The organism is Neobacillus sp. NRS-1170 (genome assembly GCF_050468025.1).
In genome coordinates this window covers 64,622-84,738 of the sequence record NZ_JBITPF010000029.1, presented here as the reverse complement: position 1 = coordinate 84,738, position 20,117 = coordinate 64,622, and the positions used below count along the sequence as shown (strand labels likewise).

15 protein-coding genes and 1 riboswitch are annotated in these 20,117 nt (G+C 38.0%); of the genes, 8 read left to right on the top strand and 7 right to left on the bottom strand.

Annotated features, from left to right (window positions below):
* The first annotated feature begins 97 nt into the window (after positions 1–97).
* The 3 genes from ACIFOT_RS13750 (at position 98) to ACIFOT_RS13740 (ending at position 3,152) form a co-directional block, all read left to right on the top strand.
* The gene (locus ACIFOT_RS13750) at positions 98–1,552 is read left to right on the top strand and encodes a sensor histidine kinase (RefSeq protein WP_430065350.1); all 1,455 of its coding nucleotides are present in this window, start codon (positions 98–100) and stop codon (positions 1,550–1,552) included.
* Positions 1,552–2,238, top strand: a complete 687-nt coding sequence (locus ACIFOT_RS13745) for a response regulator transcription factor (protein WP_430065348.1) — start codon at positions 1,552–1,554, stop codon at positions 2,236–2,238. The genes ACIFOT_RS13750 and ACIFOT_RS13745 overlap by 1 nt, the downstream gene beginning before the upstream one ends.
* 431 nt (positions 2,239–2,669) lie before the next feature.
* Positions 2,670–3,152 carry a hypothetical protein gene (locus tag ACIFOT_RS13740; RefSeq protein WP_430065345.1) on the top strand — a complete coding sequence of 161 codons (483 nt, stop codon included), beginning with the start codon at positions 2,670–2,672 and terminating at the stop codon, positions 3,150–3,152.
* 342 nt (positions 3,153–3,494) lie between these two features.
* On the opposite strand, the gene ACIFOT_RS13735 is transcribed toward ACIFOT_RS13740, so the two are convergent.
* The 7 genes from ACIFOT_RS13735 to ACIFOT_RS13705 form a co-directional block, all read right to left on the bottom strand.
* Positions 3,495–4,691 carry an MFS transporter gene (locus tag ACIFOT_RS13735; protein ID WP_430065343.1) on the bottom strand — a complete coding sequence of 399 codons (1,197 nt, stop codon included), beginning with the start codon at positions 4,689–4,691 and terminating at the stop codon, positions 3,495–3,497.
* A 12-nt stretch (positions 4,692–4,703) separates the two neighbouring features.
* Entirely contained in the window at positions 4,704–5,117 is a 414-nt protein-coding gene (locus ACIFOT_RS13730) for a MarR family winged helix-turn-helix transcriptional regulator (protein ID WP_430065341.1), read from the bottom strand.
* Positions 5,118–5,326: 209 nt separating this feature from the next.
* On the bottom strand, positions 5,327–8,728 hold the full coding sequence (gene metH, locus ACIFOT_RS13725; protein ID WP_430065474.1) for a methionine synthase: 3,402 nt from the start codon (positions 8,726–8,728) through the stop codon (positions 5,327–5,329).
* A gap of 25 nt (positions 8,729–8,753) precedes the next feature.
* The gene (locus ACIFOT_RS13720) at positions 8,754–10,619 is read right to left on the bottom strand and encodes a bifunctional homocysteine S-methyltransferase/methylenetetrahydrofolate reductase (RefSeq protein ID WP_430065339.1); all 1,866 of its coding nucleotides are present in this window, start codon (positions 10,617–10,619) and stop codon (positions 8,754–8,756) included.
* Positions 10,620–10,634: 15 nt separating this feature from the next.
* The gene (metC, locus tag ACIFOT_RS13715) at positions 10,635–11,810 is read right to left on the bottom strand and encodes a cystathionine beta-lyase (protein ID WP_430065337.1); all 1,176 of its coding nucleotides are present in this window, start codon (positions 11,808–11,810) and stop codon (positions 10,635–10,637) included.
* The gene (locus tag ACIFOT_RS13710; RefSeq protein ID WP_430065333.1) at positions 11,810–12,922 is read right to left on the bottom strand and encodes a methionine biosynthesis PLP-dependent protein; all 1,113 of its coding nucleotides are present in this window, start codon (positions 12,920–12,922) and stop codon (positions 11,810–11,812) included. Before ACIFOT_RS13710 ends, metC begins: the two co-directional genes overlap by 1 nt.
* 140 nt (positions 12,923–13,062) lie before the next feature.
* Positions 13,063–13,178, bottom strand: a riboswitch (SAM riboswitch).
* An 87-nt stretch (positions 13,179–13,265) separates the two neighbouring features.
* The gene (locus tag ACIFOT_RS13705; RefSeq protein ID WP_430065330.1) at positions 13,266–13,619 is read right to left on the bottom strand and encodes a helix-turn-helix domain-containing protein; all 354 of its coding nucleotides are present in this window, start codon (positions 13,617–13,619) and stop codon (positions 13,266–13,268) included.
* Positions 13,620–14,232: 613 nt separating this feature from the next.
* Here ACIFOT_RS13705 and ACIFOT_RS13700 point away from each other — a divergent pair.
* From ACIFOT_RS13700 to ACIFOT_RS13680, 5 genes are all read left to right on the top strand, one after another.
* Positions 14,233–16,056, top strand: a complete 1,824-nt coding sequence (locus tag ACIFOT_RS13700; protein WP_430065328.1) for a polysaccharide biosynthesis protein — start codon at positions 14,233–14,235, stop codon at positions 16,054–16,056.
* Positions 16,057–16,299: 243 nt separating this feature from the next.
* A complete protein-coding gene (locus tag ACIFOT_RS13695; RefSeq protein WP_430065472.1) occupies positions 16,300–17,421 on the top strand; it encodes an aminotransferase class I/II-fold pyridoxal phosphate-dependent enzyme in 1,122 nt (373 codons plus the stop codon).
* Positions 17,422–17,436: 15 nt separating this feature from the next.
* A complete protein-coding gene (locus ACIFOT_RS13690) occupies positions 17,437–18,069 on the top strand; it encodes an acetyltransferase (protein ID WP_430065326.1) in 633 nt (210 codons plus the stop codon).
* A gap of 28 nt (positions 18,070–18,097) precedes the next feature.
* A complete protein-coding gene (locus tag ACIFOT_RS13685) occupies positions 18,098–18,331 on the top strand; it encodes an acyl carrier protein (protein ID WP_430065324.1) in 234 nt (77 codons plus the stop codon).
* Positions 18,332–18,520: 189 nt separating this feature from the next.
* Positions 18,521–20,071, top strand: a complete 1,551-nt coding sequence (locus tag ACIFOT_RS13680; protein ID WP_430065322.1) for an amino acid adenylation domain-containing protein — start codon at positions 18,521–18,523, stop codon at positions 20,069–20,071.
* Positions 20,072–20,117 lie beyond the last annotated feature (46 nt).

Genomic DNA, 20,117 nt, shown 5'->3' with positions numbered 1-20,117 from the left:
AAAAGTAAATTTATAAAAATTTAAGAAATTCATTATTAGTTCTTTAGAATTTAGGTTTATTCTAAAGTAATAGCAAATTTGTTAAAGGTGGATTTTCATGACAATCCGTAAAAGTCTCTTTCTTTCGAATGCTGCCATGGTCATTATGCCGATCATCATCTTCATTCTTTATTTTACCCTGTTGAATGTCATGTTCAGCGGCGATTTTAAACTTCTTAGCAATAACTTTCATCGTGGCTGGCAATCAGGGGAAGGCGGACAGAATATCGAATTTTTTAATCAATTGAAGAAAACAGCCTCTTTAGAAGAGGAGAAATTTTCGAACCCATCATACCAGGGTGCCTTATCCAAGGAATTGAAGGATATGAATGCCGGCATCATTATTCGAAAAGATAAAAAAGTTTTGTTTTCATCTGATAATGTAAGTAATTTGAAAAAAGAAAAGCTGCCAGCTTTCGGAAATGAAGGCTATCAACCGCTTGTCCGGCTTGGACAGCAGCTCTATTCAATCAGGCAGCATGATTTTTATTTTAAGGACGGGACAGAAGGTACCTTTTTTTTATTCGATAAAGGGGTGCCGTTTATCCAATTTGCTAGAAGATTCTTTCCGATGATATTCATTGGATTTGTGCTTATTTTGGTACTAACAAATTCTGTTCTCTCCTATTTTATGTCTAGACGAATTCTTAAGCCAATTAATCAAATGTCCGCAGCTGCAGCAAAAATTAGTGCAGGTAATCTTCATTTCCATATGGAACCGACCCGAAAAGATGAATTAGGAACACTAGTAAAATCCTTTGATGAAATGAGAGAGAAATTAAAAAAATCAGCTGAACTCAGGGAACAATACGAAAATAATCGCCGTGAACTCATTGCCAATATTTCTCATGATTTAAAGACTCCCATTACATCTATTCGGGGCTACGTAGAAGGAATTAAAGATGGAGTTGCCAATACAGAAGAAAAGCTCGAGCGTTACTTAGATACCATCCATGCCAAGGCAACTCATATGGACCGTTTAATTAATGAACTATTTCTTTTTTCAAAATTAGACGTCAATAGTGTCCCATTTAATTTTGAAAAAGTTGAACTGACCCCTTTTTTAGAAGATTATCTCGAGGAAATAAGGCTGGATTTGAGCGATGAAGGTACGCAGATAGTCCTGCTGACGAATTTCCGAATATCGGTATATATTGACCGAGATAATATCATCCGAGTAATGAATAATATTATCTTTAATAGTGTGAAATATATCGAAAAAGGTAAATGCCGAATTCAGATTTCCTTCATAGAACAGGGGGAAATGGTAAAGGTCTCTATATGTGACAACGGGCCCGGAGTCCCGGCTAATGAGATTTCCCATATATTTGACCGTTTCTATCGTGGCGACCCTTCCCGCAGCTCGGATACAGGTGGAAGTGGTCTAGGACTTGCTATAGCTGCCCAAATTATTCAAGCCCATGGTGGTGAGATTTGGGCAGAAAATTCTTCTGGAAGCGGTTTATGTATCCATTTTACTCTTCCAAAATCGAACGATAAAGGTGAAAACTAATGAGTGAAATATTAATCATTGAGGATGAACGGAGTATTGCGGAGCTGGAACGTGATTATTTAGAAATTGAAGGCTTTAAAGTAGAAATTGCAACAGATGGAAAAATGGGGCTTGAAGCTGCCCTTAATCAAAACTACCGGTTAATATTGCTGGATTTAATGCTGCCAAATATAAATGGCCTTGAGATTTGTAAGCAAATTCGAAAAGAGAAAGATATCCCTATCCTAATGGTTACAGCCAAAGATGAGGACATAGATAAGGTTCGCGGTTTGGGGCTGGGGGCCGATGATTATATCGTTAAACCCTTCAGTCCAAGTGAACTTGTCGCTAGAGTTAAAGCACATTTGGCGAGATATGAGCGGCTGATCCGAAAAAGTGTGCCGCTCGATGAAATTCAAATTCGCGGTCTGCAGATCAATAAATCCTCCCGCCAGGTTTTTATTAATGAAAAGGAAGTAATCTTAACAGCGAAGGAATTTGATTTGTTAACCTTCTTAGCCTTGCATCCAAACCAGGTTTTTACCAAAGAGCACCTGTTTGAACGAATTTGGGGACTTGAATCGATGGGGGATACTGCAACAGTAACCGTTCATGTGAGAAAAATCCGCGAGAAAATCGAAAACAATCCTTCTAATCTTCAATATATTGAAACAGTTTGGGGAGCAGGGTATCGGTTTAAAGGATAATAAATTGTTTGTTGAGGATGTCCTGCTAGCGGGGGCATCCTGTTTTTTGTTTCGAACGATTGGGCAAAAGGTGCATCCGAGTCCGTAATAATATCTATAGAGGACACGAAAGCGGCAAAAGAAAGGCACCGAGTCCCCATTAAAGGGTATGGAGGACACGGCAAAGCCAAAAGGAAGAGTCCGAGTTCAACAAGAAAGGCTATAGAGGACACGGCATAAGCAAAGGAGTCCGCAAGAAAGGCTATAGAGGACACGGCAAAGGCAAAATGAAGAATCCGAGTCCACTATAGAGGCTATAGAGGACATGGCAAACGCAAAAGGAAGAGTCCGAGTCCGCAAATCCCAATAAAGTTTAGAAATATTTAAGAATTGCTTTAGAAGGAGTTTAGATATTCTGTTTAAACTAAAGCTTGTAAAACATCAAGGAGGTGATGGGGCTGAAGATTTCGTATAAAACCAAGAGATGGCTGCTGATTTTTCATATATTATTCGCTGCAATCATGCTGGGGAATATGACGGCTTTTCTTATTTTTAGTATTACGGCAGCCGTGGCAAGTGATGAAGGTTTAATTCAAGCCTGCTATCAAGCAATGCATATCCTTTCAAAAACATCAGTGCGAGCTTCTACTATTGGAACGACCGTAACAGGCATTCTACTTTCCGTTTGGACCAAATGGGGATTGTTCAAATATTATTGGATCATTGCAAAGGAGGGCCTTACGGTATTTTGTATCATTCTAAACTTGTGGGGAATGTACACTTGGACACTTCAAGCTATAAGTAAAACAGATGACCTTTTCTTTGTCAAAGCCGAGCTTTGGACTGGGATTATTATTCAAATCATTTCACTTATCCTAATGTACATTATTTCAGTTATTAAACCATGGGGGAAAAGAGTTAGCACCACCACATAAGAGATAGGAGGCTTTGCTTTCCTCACATGGTTGAGAGGGCAACAAACTTTTAAGGAAAAATTATAAAAAATTTAGGAGTTGATTCATATGCATCACTGGGGATATTTTCACCCTTTCGCATTTATTTTCCCTTTACTTTTCATTGCTTTTTTTGCAGCTAATTTTTTTATGTGGAGGCGTAGAGGCAGATTTTGCATTCAAGGTAATGCCGATGCACAGGTAATCCTGGCAAAAAGATTGGCATCAGGGGAAATTGGTGTCGAGGAATATGAAAAAATAAATGAAATCCTAAAGAAAAAATAACGGTAAAGACCCTCTTGAAAATCAAGGGGGTCTTCCAGTTTAATTAATTCGCTCTTTATATTCCTTAACTGGCTCTTTTTTACGGATATGAAGGAAGTAATAAAGGACAATCCCGATAAGGATATAAAATGAACTTAAAAAGTAAAATGAGCTAAAGCCTATTTTTGCAACTAACAAGCCTACCACGAATGACCCTAATCCAATTCCGGTATCAAATATCGATAGGAAGGTAGCAGTTGCAAGCCCTCGTTTTTTAGGAGGGGCATCTTGAAGGGCAATGGTTTGAAAAGTTGGAAAAAGTGTTCCCCATCCTAAGCCAATCAGTCCAGCTGAAAATAGGAATGTGCCGGCTGTACCACTATTACTTAATAGAAACATCCCAATGGCAAATAAAACAATAGAAGGGAAAACAATTACGTTTGGACCACGGAAGTCAAACAATTTGCCGGTAAAAGGTCTTGAGATTAAAAGGACAACTGCATAAACTACAAAGAATAAGCTTGAAACGGCTGATAAATGAACTTCATTTGCATACACATTGACGAAGGAAAGAATCGATGAATAAACAAGTGCAAAGAATGCGCCAATTAAAGAAATGGGAACTGCTGAAGTTTCAAAGTAGTTACGAAATGAAAAAGTGGAATAAGCAACTTCCTGCTTAGGTTGTTCTCTCTTTTCTATTTTTACAAATAATCCAGCAATGAGCGATGCTAAAGCACCAATTATACTTAGTGTAAACAATACTTCCGGTCCCCATTGATTCATAGCAGTAATACCTATAAATGGACCGAGGACCATTGCAAGATTGGCCGACATAATAAAATAGCCCATGCCTTCGCCCCGGCGTGAATTCGGAATTATATCAGCGACAATAGTACCAGCAGCAGTGGTCGCCATGCCAAAACCAATCCCATGCAAAAAGCGAATGGTCAGCATACCAGAAATTGTTTTTGGAAAAAAGTAAAATAGCGAGCCCGCAAAGAATATTATGAGGGCTGTTAATAGAATTTTTTGATGGCCGGCCCGTTCAAGCCATTTGCCGGCGATCGGACGTGAAATGATGGCAGAAATCAAGAATACTGTCGTCATCAGACCTGCTTCAGAAGCACTGCTATGAAATTCCTGTAGTGCGAAATTTGGCAGAGTTACGAGTAAGAAATAAAAGGTTAGAAAAAGAAAAAAGTTACTTAAGGAAATACTAATAAAATCCTTCGTCCATAATTTTGTTTTATCCATATGTTGCACTCCTTATTTAAGCTGCTGTAACCAGCTTTTTTGCAAACTTAAAAGCACTTCCTGTGAAGAGAGTGGGAAATTTTCTAATAAAACTTCATTGGATTCAAAAACGGCTTTTTCCCAATTTGGGTATTCAGACAGTGCCAGGTCAGTTAATTGAATGATTTTCTCACGCTTGTCTTTGCCTTGCACCTGTCTGACATATCCTTGTTTAACTAGCCGCTGGATGGTGCGGGTCATTGGCGGTGCTTCAACAAATAGGTAATCACATAATTCTTTTTGAGTTAATGAGCCTTTTGTTTTTAAAACAAAAATTGCTGACCATTGTGAACCGTATAATCCTAACGGCTTTAATGCCTCATTAAGGGTATTAGTTAAATGCCGTGAAAGCTGGTGTAGTGTATGGAATAATTCGTGGGTATTCAATGTGGATTCACTCCAAAAAAATAATTAGTTACCTAGGTAACTATATTCCTTTAAGTGAAAAATGTCAAGGTAAGTGTGTTTGCGAAATAATTTTCAACTTAAGCGAAAATCATTATATTTTTAGCGAAATAACTGAGGCAATTTGCGAAATATAATAAAAAATCCGCGGAAATATTAATAAATTCCGCGGAAAAAATCATCTAATTAATTTATCTCAAAACATTAAAATACCTAGCTTCTGGATGAGCAAAAACCATCGCAGAAACGGATGCTTCTGGTTCCATCATACACCCATCTGTTAATTGAATTCCAATTTCCTCAGGCTGAATTAACTTAAATAATTTCTTTTGATCCTCTAAGTCAGGACAGGCGGGATAACCAAACGAGAATCTCTGTCCCTGGTATTTAGCGGCAAAACGGTCTTGCATTGTAAAGTTAAGTGGATCAGGGAAGCCCCAGCGGTCTCGCATCTGTCGGTGAATTAATTCGGCAAAACCCTCTGCTGTTTCTAGTGCCAATGACTGTAGTGCATGACTTTCAAGGAATCGACCTGCGGCTTTAAATTCGTCAGCTTTCTCACGAATGCCTCTTCCAGCAGTGACAGTGAAGAAACCAACATAATCCTTAACTCCACTATCAACCGATTTAATAAAATCCGCCAAACAAAGATGAGGCTCAGACTCTTGTCTAGGGAAATCAAATGTTTCAATGATTTCCTCTGGATTTTCTGGATTATAAATATTTACCTTATTCCCGTCTGCTTGAGCAGGGAAAAACTGATACACGGCTTGAGGTGTAATCCAATTGTTTGCAGTCGCATCAGCAAGCAATTGATCAACCACTTCTTTTACTTTTAAAGCTTTTTCATCTTTTTCAGCGATTAATTTGGCTATTTTCCCTTTAACTCCAAGGTGATGTCCAATAAGCATTTGCATATTAATATAAGGCTCAATATGTGATAAAGAATAAGACCTTAAGATATGTCTTTTTGTATCCATTGGAGTAAAAACTGGCACTTTTGTAGAAACAGATGGCTTTGGTTTTACAGCAACAGACACAGCAGACCGACTTGGAATATCTCTTGGAATTTCAGCTGCTTCCAATTTTTCTTGTTTTTCAGCTAGGAGTTTTTGATGTTCTTCAGGTGATTGCAGCTGATTAGCAAGTGACAATCCGGTCATGGCATCTTTAGCATAAAGGACTAGTCCATCATACTCTTTAGCAATTTTTGTATCTGTAAACTTACGGGAAAGTGCAGCACCGCCAACTAGAATAGGCATGGAAAGTCCTGCTTCCTTCATGTCTTGTGCGGTTAACACCATTTGCTGCGCCGATTTTACAAGCAAACCAGAAAGTCCAACCATATCTGGTTTTTCATTTTTGATAGCTTGAACCAATTCAGTCGGAGTCACTTTAATTCCTAAGTCAACCACATTATAGCCATTATTGCTCAGAATGATATCAACAAGGTTTTTCCCGATGTCATGAACATCACCTTTAACCGTTGCTAAAATAACTTTCCCTTTTGATGCCGAGACATCGCCTTTTTCCATGTGAGGCTCTAAAAAAGCAACTGCTGCTTTCATTACCTCAGCACTTTGCAGTACCTCAGCCACGATAAGTTGATTGTCATTAAAAAGACGGCCAACTTCCTTCATGCCGTTCATTAACGGACCATTAATGATATCAAGTGGAGCAGGGTACACCTTAAGCGCTTGATCCAAGTCAGGAAGCAAACCTTCTTTTGTGCCTTCAACAACATAATAGGAGAGACGCTCTTCAAGGGTCATATCAGGTACAGTACTCTTTGCTTCTTTCTTTTTGCCACGATAAAACTCCGTAAAAGTAGCTAATGTTTCATCTGTTGTTGTAAATAATAGATCATCTGCTAACTTTACTTCTTCTTTTGAAATAGATGCAAAGCGTTCAAGCTTCTCAGTGTTTACAATGGCATAATCGAGGCCAGCCAGTGTACAGTGATATAGGAACACAGAATTTAATATTTCTCTTCCAACTGGCGGTAAACCGAAAGAAACATTACTTATTCCAAGTATGGTCTGAACTTCGGGAAGCTCCTCCTTAATTAACCTAATCCCTTCAACTGTTGCCTTGGCAGAACCAATGTATTGCTCATCACCCGTACCAACTGGAAAAACAAGTGGATCAAAAATTAAATCCTGGGATTTAAGACCGTATTTGTTCACCAAAAGGTCATGGGAACGTTTGGCAATCTCAAGCTTCCGTTCTGCTGTAACTCCCATGCCTTTCTCATCAATGGTGCCGACGACTACTGCAGCGCCATATTTGTGTATTAATGGTACAACCGCTTCAAAACGTTCTTCTCCGTCCTCAAGATTAATCGAATTAATAATTGCTTTACCTTGAGAATATTTAAGCGCCTTTTCAATAACCTTTTCATCGGTAGAATCTATAACAAGAGGAACCTTAACCTTCTTTACAACCTCTTTAATAAAATTCTCCATATCAATGATTTCGTCACGGTCTGGATCAGCAAGACAAATATCAATAACATGCGCTCCGCCCTTAACCTGCGCGCGGGCAACTTCAGAAGCTTCTTCAAATTTTCCTTCGGTAATTAATCGCTTAAATTTACGAGAGCCAATTACGTTTGTCCTTTCACCAACCATGATTGGGCGCAAAGTAGGATCATCATAAACAAAAGGTTCAATACCAGAAACCATGTGTACAGTAGATTGTTTTGTTTCTCTAGGTTTAAAGTTTTTCATAGCCTCAGATATTGCTCTAATATGCTCAGGTGTGGTACCACAACAGCCCCCGACTATATTAAGCCAGCCATGAGCAGCAAAATCAGATAATTTTTTCGCCAGAATTTCCGGCGTTTCGTGGTAGTGTCCTTCTTCATCTGGCAAACCGGCATTAGGGTAACAGCTTACTGCTGTTGTAGCAAGCTCTGATAAAGAACGAATATGATCCTGCATAAACTCCGGTCCTGTAGCACAGTTTAGTCCAACGGCAACAGGATTCATATGCTCAACCGATATAAAGAAAGCCTCAATCGATTGCCCCGCAAGAGTCGTTCCCATTGGCTCAATCGTTCCTGATATCACAATTGGAAGTGTTGTTCCGGTCTTGGAAAAAGCACTTTGGATCCCTGCGAATCCAGCTTTTACATTCAACATATCCTGGCTGGTTTCAAGAAGGAGCAGGTCCACGCCGCCATCAATTAAGCCTAGAGCTTGTTCCTCGTAGCTGGCTGTAAGTTCATCAAAGGTTGTTCCGCCTGTAACGCTTAACGTTTTCGTAGTGGGCCCCATCGAACCAGCAACAAAACGAGGCCATTCTTCAGAATAAACTTTTTGCACCTCGCCAATTGCGATCATTGCAGCGATTTTATTCATTTCATAGGCTTTATAGCCGAGTCCATACTCATCAAGGACGATGCTTGTAGCGCCAAATGTATTTGTTTCAATGATGTCGGCTCCAGATTCAAGATATTCCCGATGTATGTTGGCAATAACAGAAGGGGCGGTCAGATTCAGGTTTTCATTACATCCTTCATACTCCTCACCGCCAAAATCATCAGCGGTAAGGTTGGCACGCTGGAGCATTGTCCCCATAGCTCCGTCCATAACGAGGATTCGTTTCTTTAACTGATCAGTAAATGATGTTTTCGGCAATGTTGTTCCTCCTCACTTGACTTGCCCGCTGATTGGCATATTGAGCAAGCTCAGCGGTTAATTCATAACGTAAAAACGGTGTAATTAAATAAATTCCGTTAAATAAATCTAAAGCTGTATCAATTAATGACTTGGTAATATCAATTCCCAGGCGGGTTGCTTGCACCGGGTTATCGTTTAAAGCAGCCATCTGTTCACGTATAGTATCAGCAATTTTAATGCCAGGAACCTCATTATGGAGGAACTCAGCGTTTTTGCTGCTAATTAACGGCATTAAACCAATATAGATTGGCGTATCTAAATGTTTCGTATTTTCATAGACTTCAATTAATTTTTCTTCCGAAAATACTGGCTGAGTAATAAAATAATCGGCCCCATATTGAATTTTCTTTTCCAAACGTTTAGCAGCTTTTTCAACAGAGCGGACATTCGGATTAAAGGCTGCAGCAACACTAAAAGCGGTTTTTTGACCCAAGTCTTTACCTGAAAAGGATAAACCTTCATTAAGCTGCTTTATCATTTGAATTAACTCAAATGATGACACGTCATAAACGGAAGAAGCGCCAGGGAAATCTCCAACTCTAGCAGGGTCTCCGGTAATTGCGAGAACATCATGCATGCCCAGAGTATGAAGTCCCATTAGATGAGATTGCAATCCAATAATATTACGGTCGCGGCAGGCAATATGAATGAGAGGGCGCATTCCATAATTTTGTTTCAATAGATAACCGATTGATTCATTGGAAATCCGGACTTGTGCCAAAGAATTATCCGCAAGAGTAATCGCATCAATTCCTGCTTCCTTTAAAACCTTAGCCCCTTCGAAAAATTTGGTCGTATCTAGTTTTCTAGGAGAATCCAATTCAACTATAACGGAAGGTCTTTCTTTTACAATCTCCTGCAGGGGAGTTAGATCCCTTTTCGCAGCCTGGGGTTCTACGATTATCTTCTTTGGTTTTAATTTTACTATTTTTTCAGAAATCGGTACACTATTCTTTAATTCGGCAGCAAAGGCTTTAATGTGTTCAGGTGTTGTACCGCAGCAGCCGCCAAGGAGGCGGACACCTTCATTTCTAAAACTTTGTGCCGATTTTCTGAAATAATCCGCATCACCCTCATAATGGAACTTTCCATCCGTATAGGCAGGTAGACTAGCATTTGGATAAGCAGAAAGAAAGGCATGTTCAGGCAATTCAACCTGCTCCAAAGCTAATAACATATGATGGGGGCCCAGCCGGCAATTAAGACCGACGATATCCGCCCCAAGAGCTTCAAGTCTTTTTAAAGCGTCATTGACAGGAGTCCGGTCCTGTAAAAATCCAGGCTCTTGATGGGATACCTGCGCAATAATCGGCAGCTTTGTTTCCTTTCTGGCTATGGTTAGAACTGTTTCAAGTTCTTCAAAATCGTAAAAGGTTTCAAGCAATAATCCATCCACACCTTCAAGAAGGAGGCAATATAATTGCTCGCGAAAGCTGCGCTTTAATTCTTCTAACGTAATGGAATCTGGCTTAACACCTCGATTTCCACCAATTGTTCCAAGAACGTAAGTACTATTTTGGGCTGCTGCCTTTTTTGCAATAGAAACTGCAGCACTGTTAATTTCTTTAACAGAATCCTCTAAACCATACCTTTGCAGCTTTAAATAGTTTGCGGCATAAGTATTGGTTTGAATAACGTCAGCGCCGGCATCAATATAAGCCCTATGAATATTTTGGATGTGATCTGGCTGGGAAAGGTTCAATTCCTCTAAACAACTATCCTTACCGAACGAATACAATAATGTACCCATGGCCCCGTCGGCTATTAAGATTTGATTTTTTAATTTTTCTAAAAAGCTCATATACATTTCTCCTTGTTAATAAACCAAATCATTTTGGTACTGCTTCGCTAGGGCCTGTGAAAAATCTTTTATTATGTCGTCAGGATTTTCTAATCCTACAGATAGCCGCAGCAAACTATTTTTGATTCCACGCTTTTCTCTTTCTGGCTGCGGCATGGCAGCATGGGACATTTTAGCTGGATACGATAAAATGGATTCTACTGCGCCAAGGCTAACTGCAAAGACAGGGATTTTTACATTTGAAACAAAGGAGCGGACCGCTTCTTCATCAACCAACTCAAACGATAAAACAGCGCCTGCTCCCTCAGCCTGGGCCTTCTGTAATTCAAATTCAGGGTGGTCTTCCAAACCAGGATAATAAACCTTTTTAACAAGCGGATTAGCCTGTAAAAACTGGGCAATCTTTAATGTGGATTTTTGGGAGTGCTCCAACCGGACATGAAGCGTCTTCAGTCCTCTAAGCACCAACCAGGCATCTTGAACTCCTAGAACAGCACCGAAGGAGTTTTGTAAGAAATATAGCCGCTTTGCCAAATTTTCGTCCTTTACCACAGCAAGGCCGGCTACAACATCACTATGTCCGGACAAAAACTTGGTCGCACTATGGAGAACAACATCCGCACCTAGCTCTAAAGGCTTTTGTAATGCTGGTGTAAGAAAAGTATTATCCACAAAGGTTAAAGCATTAATTTCTTTCGCAAGCACACTAATCGCCTGTATGTCCGTTACTTTCAATAAAGGATTCGATGGAGTTTCCACATAGAATGCCTTCGTATTCGGTTTAATGGCTTGTTTCACTTGATCCAAATCCGTCATATCGACAAAAGTATGTTCAATTCCAAAACGTGTAAGCACCTCTGTAACCATACGGAACGTACCGCCATAAACATCTTCAGTAATCACAACATGATCACCAGAAGATAAAAGAAGAAATGCAGTTGAAATCGCAGCCATTCCGGAAGAAAAGGCAAAGCCTTTGATTCCGCCTTCGAGCTCTGCAATCACATCCTCGAGCGCTTCACGAGTCGGGTTCAAACTGCGAGCATAATCATATTTTCCGAAACTGTCGATATCAGATTGATGGAAGGTGGAAGCATGTTGAATCGGTACACTTACTGCTCCTGTAGCGGGATCAAATTTATGCCGGTTATGAAGAAGCTTCGTTTCAAAACAATATTCTTCAGATTCCATTACACAATCACTCCTTCGTTAACTTTGGCTAATGCCTGTTCAAGATCAAATATGATATCCTCTGCATCTTCAATTCCCACCGAGAAACGCAATAAACGATTACATACACCGGACTGAATTCTAATTTCTTCTGGAATATCCGCATGGGTTTGCGTGGCTGGATAAGTAATAAAGCTTTCTGTGCCGCCTAAGCTTTCAGCAAAACTAATCAGTTTTAAATTTTGTAAAAATGGATTAACCCACGATTCGTCTTTAACACGGAAGGAAACCATTCCGCCTCTTCCTGGATAGAGGACATCTGTTACCCCTTCATGATTAGAAAGATATTCAACCACAGCCTTTGCATTCTTCTCATGCTGTTTCATCCGAAGCGATAAAGTCTTCATTCCGCGCATTAATAACCAGGAATCAAATGGACTTAAGACAGCACCCGCACCATTATGATGGAAGGCCAAGGCTTCACAAAGCTCTTTGCCTTTTGCGACAACAAGTCCGGCAAGCACATCATTGTGTCCGCCTAAATATTTCGTTGCACTGTGGATAACGATATCTGCGCCAAGTGCAATCGGCTGCTGCAATAGAGGAGTATAGAAGGTATTGTCAACAATCAGGAGAATCCCGTGCTTTTTGGCAATCTTGGATACCTCAGCAATATCGGATTCCTGCATAAGCGGATTGGTTGGAGTCTCAAGGAAAATAGCCTTTGTATGCGGAGTAATTTTCTTTTCGATCTCTTCCGGACAACACGTATTGACATATTGACTGTTCAAACCCCATTTTTTGTAGCCTTTTTCTAATAGACGATAGGTTCCACCGTATAAATCCTCGCTTACAAGCCATTCATCACCGGATTCAAATAAGGCAAGAATCGTTAATATAGCGGCCATCCCAGAGCTGCAGGCAAACCCTTGAACACCGCCTTCTAAATCAGCGATTGTCTTTTCAAGAAGCTGGCGTGTTGGATTTCCGGTTCTGATATAATCAAAACCAGTTGATTGCCCAATCCCCTCGTGGCGAAAGGCAGTTGAAAAATAAACAGGCGGGTTAACGGTTCCAGTTGCAGTCTCACTTCGATTTCCAATTTGGGCTAATTTCGTATCAATTTTGTACATAATGCACACTCCTTGTTTTATAAAAAATATAAGTATCATATAATTTGAACTTTAATTCATTGTGGTGCTAAAGGCTGTTAAAAAAAGAAAAAAGCCTTCTATAAGAAGAAGACTTTTGTTAGACGATCACTTTGTCATTCTTCTTATCTCGCAAATTAGCAAATAATTTGCAGGACTTAGCACCTTTTCAATGGACAAGCCACTGAAGGTTGCTGAGGTGTCGCAGGGCCATTCCCTCAACCTCTCTTGATAAGAAATTAATATTTAGATTATTTATAAAATTTACTACAATAAGGATGTTGTGTCAATTGGTTTTTTAACCATTTAAATGATTAAAGCGCTTTCATCTGCTTTTTTCCCAGTTTTTAAATTTAATAAAGTTTATATATTCTTTAAAATCATCTTTATTCATGCCATCTTTAATGGCTTTTTCAATAATTAATTGCCACTCCTCGTCCAGTAGTTCCTTCCCATTTGAACTCGAAGGATTTGCAGACTGATCCATTCCAGTTAGTAAAAACTCCATGGAAACATCTAAAGGCTTTGCCAGCTTCATTAAAAAATGAATAGAGGGGTTTTTATTAAGATTACGCTCAATATAGCTTAAATAAGACTTAGAGACATTTGCTAACTCTGCCAGTTCTGTAATCGAAAATCTTTTTTCTTCTCTTAATTTCTTTATACGCTCTCCAATCATAAGTTTCTCCTCATTACCATAGTATTTTATATGCAGTATAAATGTTATGAATCTAGCAGGTTTCTCAAGATAAATTTATCAAAGCACAGAGGTTTAATATGTTCGTTCAAACGAAAAATATTATTCAACTAATCACTAATTGGTAAAAATAGTATACTATATAATATGTTCTGTTTAAAGAACATATTTATGAGAAAATGAAAAAAATTGATAGATATATGCTGTTTATTATGGATAAATGAGCGAATTTCAATTTTTTTTTAATTTGCTTTTTTTTATAAAGAGATTATAATGTTCTTTATAAAGAATTAACTTTTAGTTTGAGACAAAAAATTAAAGGGTAAAGGTAAAAATTTTTTTATTCGCGTTGTTCTATATTAAAAACAAGTTGTTCTATTAATAATAGGTGATGTCTTCTTACCATTATCAATGAAGGCACTCGGTCATGCTGTGGGTTGCAAAATACCTTAGACGCGCTTTGTCGTCGGGAGTGTGATGTGAGGGTGGGTTAGATGCCCATTATTAATGATTAAAGATTTTGATTATCCCTGCTTTAAGAAGACGGATAATCAAAATCTTTAATTTTAATTACTCTATTCAAAGGGGAGAAAGTATGACTTATCGCCAAAGAGTGTCTCTATTTTTTTTAGTCGATTCCTGTATTGTCTTAACCGCAATTTTTTTCAGCAGATTCTTGGTAGATGCAACTGTACATGTCATTACTTTTCCAATTATTGTCACTTCTGTAACTATCCTAGTTAGCCATCATCTATTCTCGCTATATTTTAAACTGTATAAAAAAGCTTGGGAGTATGCAAGTATAGGAGAATTGCTAATTATATTTAAGGTGGTAACTGTATCTATTATTGTGGCAGCTTTACTTCAGAAGTTTTTCACTCTTGAAATACAGTTTCGTCTACTAGTAAACACATGGTTTCTTCATATTTTTTTAATTGGTGGATCCCGTTTTTTTTGGAGACTGTACCGTGATTCGCTTATTAATAATAACCATAATAAAAAACGGACTTTAATTGTTGGCGCGGGTTCAGCAGGGACAATGGTGGCCCGGCAGCTCATTAAAAATCAAGGGGCGGATCTCTTTCCTGTTGGGTTTATTGATGATGATCTTTACAAACAGCAATTAGATATTTTAGGAATACCTGTTGTCGGTGGAGTGAACTCTATTGTTCAGGTTGTTAAAGAACTTCGCATTGATAATATTGTTATTGCAATTCCTTCATTAGGCAGAAAAGAGTTAAATATTATTTTTCAGGAATGTGCTAAAACACCTGCTAAAACGCAAATCCTCCCTATGCTTGAAGATATAGTCACGGGGAAGGTTTCAGTTAGTCAGTTCCGTGATGTTCAAGTAGAGGATCTATTAGGCAGAGATCCTATCGATTTGGATATTGAAAAGATTTCATATTACCTTACAGATAAGACAGTGTTGGTGACGGGGGCGGGAGGCTCAATAGGATCAGAAATTTGCCGCCAAATTGTACAGTTCAGGCCCAAAAAGTTGATTCTATTAGGACATGGTGAAAACAGTATTTATAAGATAGAGATGGAATTGAAGGAAGTATATACTGATTTATCCATTGAATTTATTACTGAAATAGCTGATATCCAGGATGCAGAAAAAATAGACTTGGTGATGCGTACTCATCAACCGGATGTAGTTTACCATGCAGCGGCCCATAAACATGTACCTTTGATGGAACGTAATCCTGAAGAAGCTGTAAAAAATAATGTTATTGGAACAATGAATGTTGCAAATGCTTCAAGCTGGAATGGCGTCAAAACCTTTGTCATGATCTCAACGGACAAAGCAGTCAATCCAACAAGTGTAATGGGCGCAACAAAAAGATTGGCTGAAATGGTCGTGCAGTCCGTTGGTAAGGGAAGTAAGACGAAATTCGTTGCAGTTCGGTTTGGCAATGTGCTTGGGAGCAGAGGCAGCGTCATTCCCTTATTCAAAAGGCAGATTGAAAAAGGCGGACCGGTTACCGTTACGCATCCAGAAATGATTCGTTATTTCATGACGATCCCAGAAGCCTCAAGGCTTGTGATTCAGGCAGGAGCTTTTGCTGAGGGAGGGGAAATATTTGTTTTAGATATGGGAGAGCCAGTAAAAATTGTCGACCTTGCACGAAATCTAATTAAATTATCCGGAAATTCTGTTGAAGAAATCGGAATTGAATATACGGGGGTACGTGCGGGTGAGAAGCTTTTTGAGGAGTTGTTAAATAACGATGAAGTTCATAATAAACAAATCTATTCGAAAATTTATATTGGCAAAAGCTCAAAACTATATATACAAGAAATAGAAGAATTTCTTACTATCTTCTCAGGCCTTGAGAAAGAGGAAATTAAGGAAAGGCTTATTCAACTTGCCAATCAAAAAGAGGGTAAGTCACAAATTTCTATTTCGGTATAACAATCATATGTACTGATTCCTGGAGATGGCAATTAAATAATCCTGATGGGTATATTGATGAGCAAAAATTTCTAGAAGATTCCCAGATAGCTGGAATGATAATTAACTAGAATTATTTTTTTCATGTGAATTTATTTCTTCCTGGAAGAACCCGGAATAAAAGTATGAAATGCAAGATGATTGGGGGCATATAATTTGGTAGTTAAAACAAAGCAAAGGAGAATTTTTCTTTCCCCGCCCCATATGAGCGGAAGAGAACAGAAATATATTAATGATGCATTCGCATCAAACTGGGTTGCACCTCTAGGTCCAAATGTCGATGCTTTCGAAATGGGAATAGCCAGTTTTACTGGTGTCAAGAGTGCTGTTTCTGTTAGTTCAGGAACCGCTGCGATTCATTTGGCACTTTCTTTATTGGATGTCCAAAAAGGAGATACCGTATTTTGCTCAAGTCTTACTTTTGTAGCGTCCGCCAATCCAATCTTATATCAGGGGGCAGAGCCAGTATTTATTGACTCAGAACCGACCACCTGGAATATGTCTCCATCAGCACTGAAGGATGCATTTGTGAATGCTGTTGCTTCCGGTAAACTGCCAAAAGCCGTCATCATCGTAAATCTTTATGGACAATCTGCCAAAGTGGATGAGCTTGTTTCCATTTGTCAGCAATACAGTGTTCCCATAATAGAGGATGCTGCAGAATCCCTTGGTGCCAAATATAAAGGTAAAGTTAGCGGTACATTCGGAGAATTTGGTATTTATTCGTTTAATGGCAATAAAATTATTACAACATCGGGCGGAGGCATGCTTATTTCTAATAATTCTGAAGCAATTGGTAAAGCTCGGTTTTTAGCCACTCAATCGAAGGATCCTGCTCTGCATTATCAGCATAGTGAAATCGGGTATAACTATCGCATGAGCAATATTTTGGCTGGAATCGGCAGAAGTCAGTTAGAGGTATTAGGAGAAAGAGTCGATGCCAGAAGGAAAATCTTTGAAACTTATCAAAATGAATTAGCCCAACTTCCCGGAGTTTCGTTTATGCCGGAATTGGACGGAACTTTTTCGACTCGGTGGTTAACTGCATTAACCATAGATGCAAATAGACTCGGTGTTTCCAACGAAGAATTACTATCGTCATTAGATTCGGAGAATATTGAGGCTAGACATGTTTGGAAGCCGCTCCACATGCAGCCGCTATTCAGTAATTGCAAGTACTTTCCGCATTACAAGAATGAGAGTGTTTCCGAAAAGCTTTTTAAAACGGGAATATGTTTACCATCCGGTTCTAGTATGACAATTGAAGAACAAATGAGAGTGATTAACTGTATCAAAAAAAGAGTAAAACAAATAAACTTTTTGTAAGGAGAAATCTTAAGTATGAAAAGATTATTGATCGTTGGTGCCGGAGGTTTTGGTAACGAAGTATTATTTTGGGCTGAGCAAATTCAAAAAGAGAATATCTTATGGGAGGAAATAGCTTTCATTGATGATAACCCAGATGCTCTTAATGGATTAAGTATTGATAATAAGGTCGTATCCTCAATTGAGGAATTTGAACCTCAAAAAGAGGATTATTTAGTATGTGCGATTGGGAACCCAAAGGATAAACTTCGTATTTGTAATCAACTTTTACAAAAAGGTGCTAAATTTACAAATTTAATTCATCCTACAGCAGTAGTTGCAGAAAATGCTGTTTTAGGGACAGGTGTTATATTAGCTCCTTATTCAATTGTTTCTAACAACAGTACTATTGGTGATTTTGTTACATTAATGAGCTTCTCAATTATAGGACATGATGCAAAAGTAGGCAGTGGCTGCACTATTTGTGACCATTGTAATGTAATGGGAAACGTTAGTATAGAAGACTCTGTTTTTCTTGGCGGAAGTGCAGCCGTTTTGCCAAGTATTCATATTCAAAACAATGCAATAGTAGGTGCAGGAAGTGTAGTAACACGTAAGGTAAAAGAAAATACAACAGTATTTGGCAATCCAGCGGTTAAGGTTATTTAAGAATTTAAATTTAGAAAGGGAGATCAAAATGAAAATAGAGGAATTTATTCAAAAAATCGCTGAAGCTTTATATGAGGAGGAAAATGTATTAACAATTGATACTGTTTTAGATGAATTGGATGGCTGGGATTCCTTGGGCAGATTGGAGATTTTTTCACTTATTAAAGAGGAGTTTGAAAAAAGTATAGACCCAGAATCCCTTAGAAACTGTCAAAAAGTTGGAGACATAATTGATTTAGTGGAAGACGGTTTAAAAGTTTAAAACGAACATGTACCATTAATTATATTTTTATTTCTCTTCACCAAAATTTTGGTATTATTTCGCCCCATAAGTACACTTTCAAAAGGTGCAAATTGGCTTTTGATATCAGAGATAAATTGTTTTGGCTTCTTTAAGGGTTTAGGATTATTCGCAAAGAAAAAGAATAATTTTTAAGAGGAGAAATATAATTTGAAAATCAATGCACTAGAATATTTAAAAGAGACGGCAATAAAATATCCTAATAAGCCAGCAATCATTGATGGGGAAAGAAGTATCACGTTTCATGAATTAGAAATAAAATCAAAATGGTTAGGATTTATTATACAAACAAAAACAAAAAGTCGTAATCTACCAATTGCAATTTTTTTGCCAAAAGGATTGGATGCCATTGTTTCCTTTATGGGTACGCTCAACAGCGGGAACTTTTATGTACCTATGGATGTGAAATCCCCTGAAACAAGAATAAATGCAATATTAACTAATCTTAATCCATCAATAATAGTTACAAATAAACATTATAGAAGTATTTTACTTTCATATGGTGTAGCTGAACATCTACTTGTACAAGTTGAGGATATAGATGAAGAACCGGATAATTTTGCACTGTCTTTTGAAGAGCATATTTCATTTAATATGATCGATACAGATCCGATTTACACAATTTATACCTCTGGGTCAACGGGAGTTCCAAAAGGGGTTGTCATTTCACATAGAGGTGTTATCGATTATATTGAATGGGCAAAGAAAACTTTTAATATAGACGACAAAACGATTATTGGTAATCAGGCACCTTTTTACTTTGATAACTCAACTCTGGATATTTATCTTTCTATGGCTGCCGGTTGTACTTTAGTAATCATTCCGGAACAGTACTTTGCATTTCCTATAAAATTAATGGATTACATTAACGAACTAAATATTAACTTCATATTTTGGGTTCCTTCTATCTTAATAAATATAGCAAATTTTGATATTTTAAGTCAAATGTCGAATTTCGGCTTAACCAAAATTCTATTTGCCGGAGAAGTAATGCCTACTAAGCAGCTTAATTATTGGAGAAGAAATTTACCTAGTGCCCTATTTGCTAATTTATATGGCCCCACTGAAATTACTGTTGATTGCACATATTATATAGTTGATCGCGACTTTGATGATAATGATCCATTACCAATAGGCAAGCCGTGCCGTAACAGTAATATCATTATTATAAATGATGATAACAAAGAGGCTGGGGTTAATGAAATTGGTGAGTTATGTGTAAAAGGTAGTTCTTTAGCTTTGGGCTACTGGAATGATCCGGCAAAAACGAATGCAAGCTTTATCCAAAACCCCTTAAACAGCAACTATCAGGAAAAAATTTATAAAACCGGTGATTTAGTCTATATAAATGAATTTGAAGAAATCATATATGTTGGTAGAAAAGATACACAAATTAAACATATGGGTTACAGGATTGAACTTGGGGAAATAGAAATGGCAGCTATAAGCCTGGACTCCATTTTTAATGCATGTGTTCTATATGATCATGAAAAAAAGGGAATTGTTTTAGTATATGAATCAGAAAATAATTTAGCTGTTTCTGATATTAGAAGACAATTGATGAATTTGGTACCTAAATATATGATACCAACCACCATCATCCAATTAGATCATTTGCCCTTAAATCCAAATGGAAAAATTGATCGGGTTTTATTGAAAGAGATTTACATGAACAAAGGATTTCCTATTGAACAAAGGTAATCTAAAAGCAGTTAATGATTACTTTGTCAAAGTGTCTGAATGTAAT

What these genes read in the sequence shown, in the direction of transcription:
- ACIFOT_RS13705 (WP_430065330.1), bottom strand. Translation starts at nt 13,619, where the DNA reads ATGATTGGAGAGCGTATAAAGAAATTAAGAGAAGAAAAAAGATTTTCG.
- metC (WP_430065337.1), bottom strand. Translation starts at nt 11,810, where the DNA reads ATGGAATCTGAAGAATATTGTTTTGAAACGAAGCTTCTTCATAACCGG.
- ACIFOT_RS13685 (WP_430065324.1), top strand. Translation starts at nt 18,098, where the DNA reads ATGAAAATAGAGGAATTTATTCAAAAAATCGCTGAAGCTTTATATGAG.
- ACIFOT_RS13735 (WP_430065343.1), bottom strand. Translation starts at nt 4,691, where the DNA reads ATGGATAAAACAAAATTATGGACGAAGGATTTTATTAGTATTTCCTTA.
- ACIFOT_RS13695 (WP_430065472.1), top strand. Translation starts at nt 16,300, where the DNA reads ATGAGCGGAAGAGAACAGAAATATATTAATGATGCATTCGCATCAAAC.
- ACIFOT_RS13720 (WP_430065339.1), bottom strand. Translation starts at nt 10,619, where the DNA reads ATGAGCTTTTTAGAAAAATTAAAAAATCAAATCTTAATAGCCGACGGG.
- ACIFOT_RS13700 (WP_430065328.1), top strand. Translation starts at nt 14,233, where the DNA reads ATGACTTATCGCCAAAGAGTGTCTCTATTTTTTTTAGTCGATTCCTGT.
- metH (WP_430065474.1), bottom strand. Translation starts at nt 8,728, where the DNA reads ATGGACGGAGCTATGGGGACAATGCTCCAGCGTGCCAACCTTACCGCT.
- ACIFOT_RS13750 (WP_430065350.1), top strand. Translation starts at nt 98, where the DNA reads ATGACAATCCGTAAAAGTCTCTTTCTTTCGAATGCTGCCATGGTCATT.
- ACIFOT_RS13710 (WP_430065333.1), bottom strand. Translation starts at nt 12,922, where the DNA reads ATGTACAAAATTGATACGAAATTAGCCCAAATTGGAAATCGAAGTGAG.
- ACIFOT_RS13690 (WP_430065326.1), top strand. Translation starts at nt 17,437, where the DNA reads ATGAAAAGATTATTGATCGTTGGTGCCGGAGGTTTTGGTAACGAAGTA.
- ACIFOT_RS13740 (WP_430065345.1), top strand. Translation starts at nt 2,670, where the DNA reads ATGGGGCTGAAGATTTCGTATAAAACCAAGAGATGGCTGCTGATTTTT.
- ACIFOT_RS13745 (WP_430065348.1), top strand. Translation starts at nt 1,552, where the DNA reads ATGAGTGAAATATTAATCATTGAGGATGAACGGAGTATTGCGGAGCTG.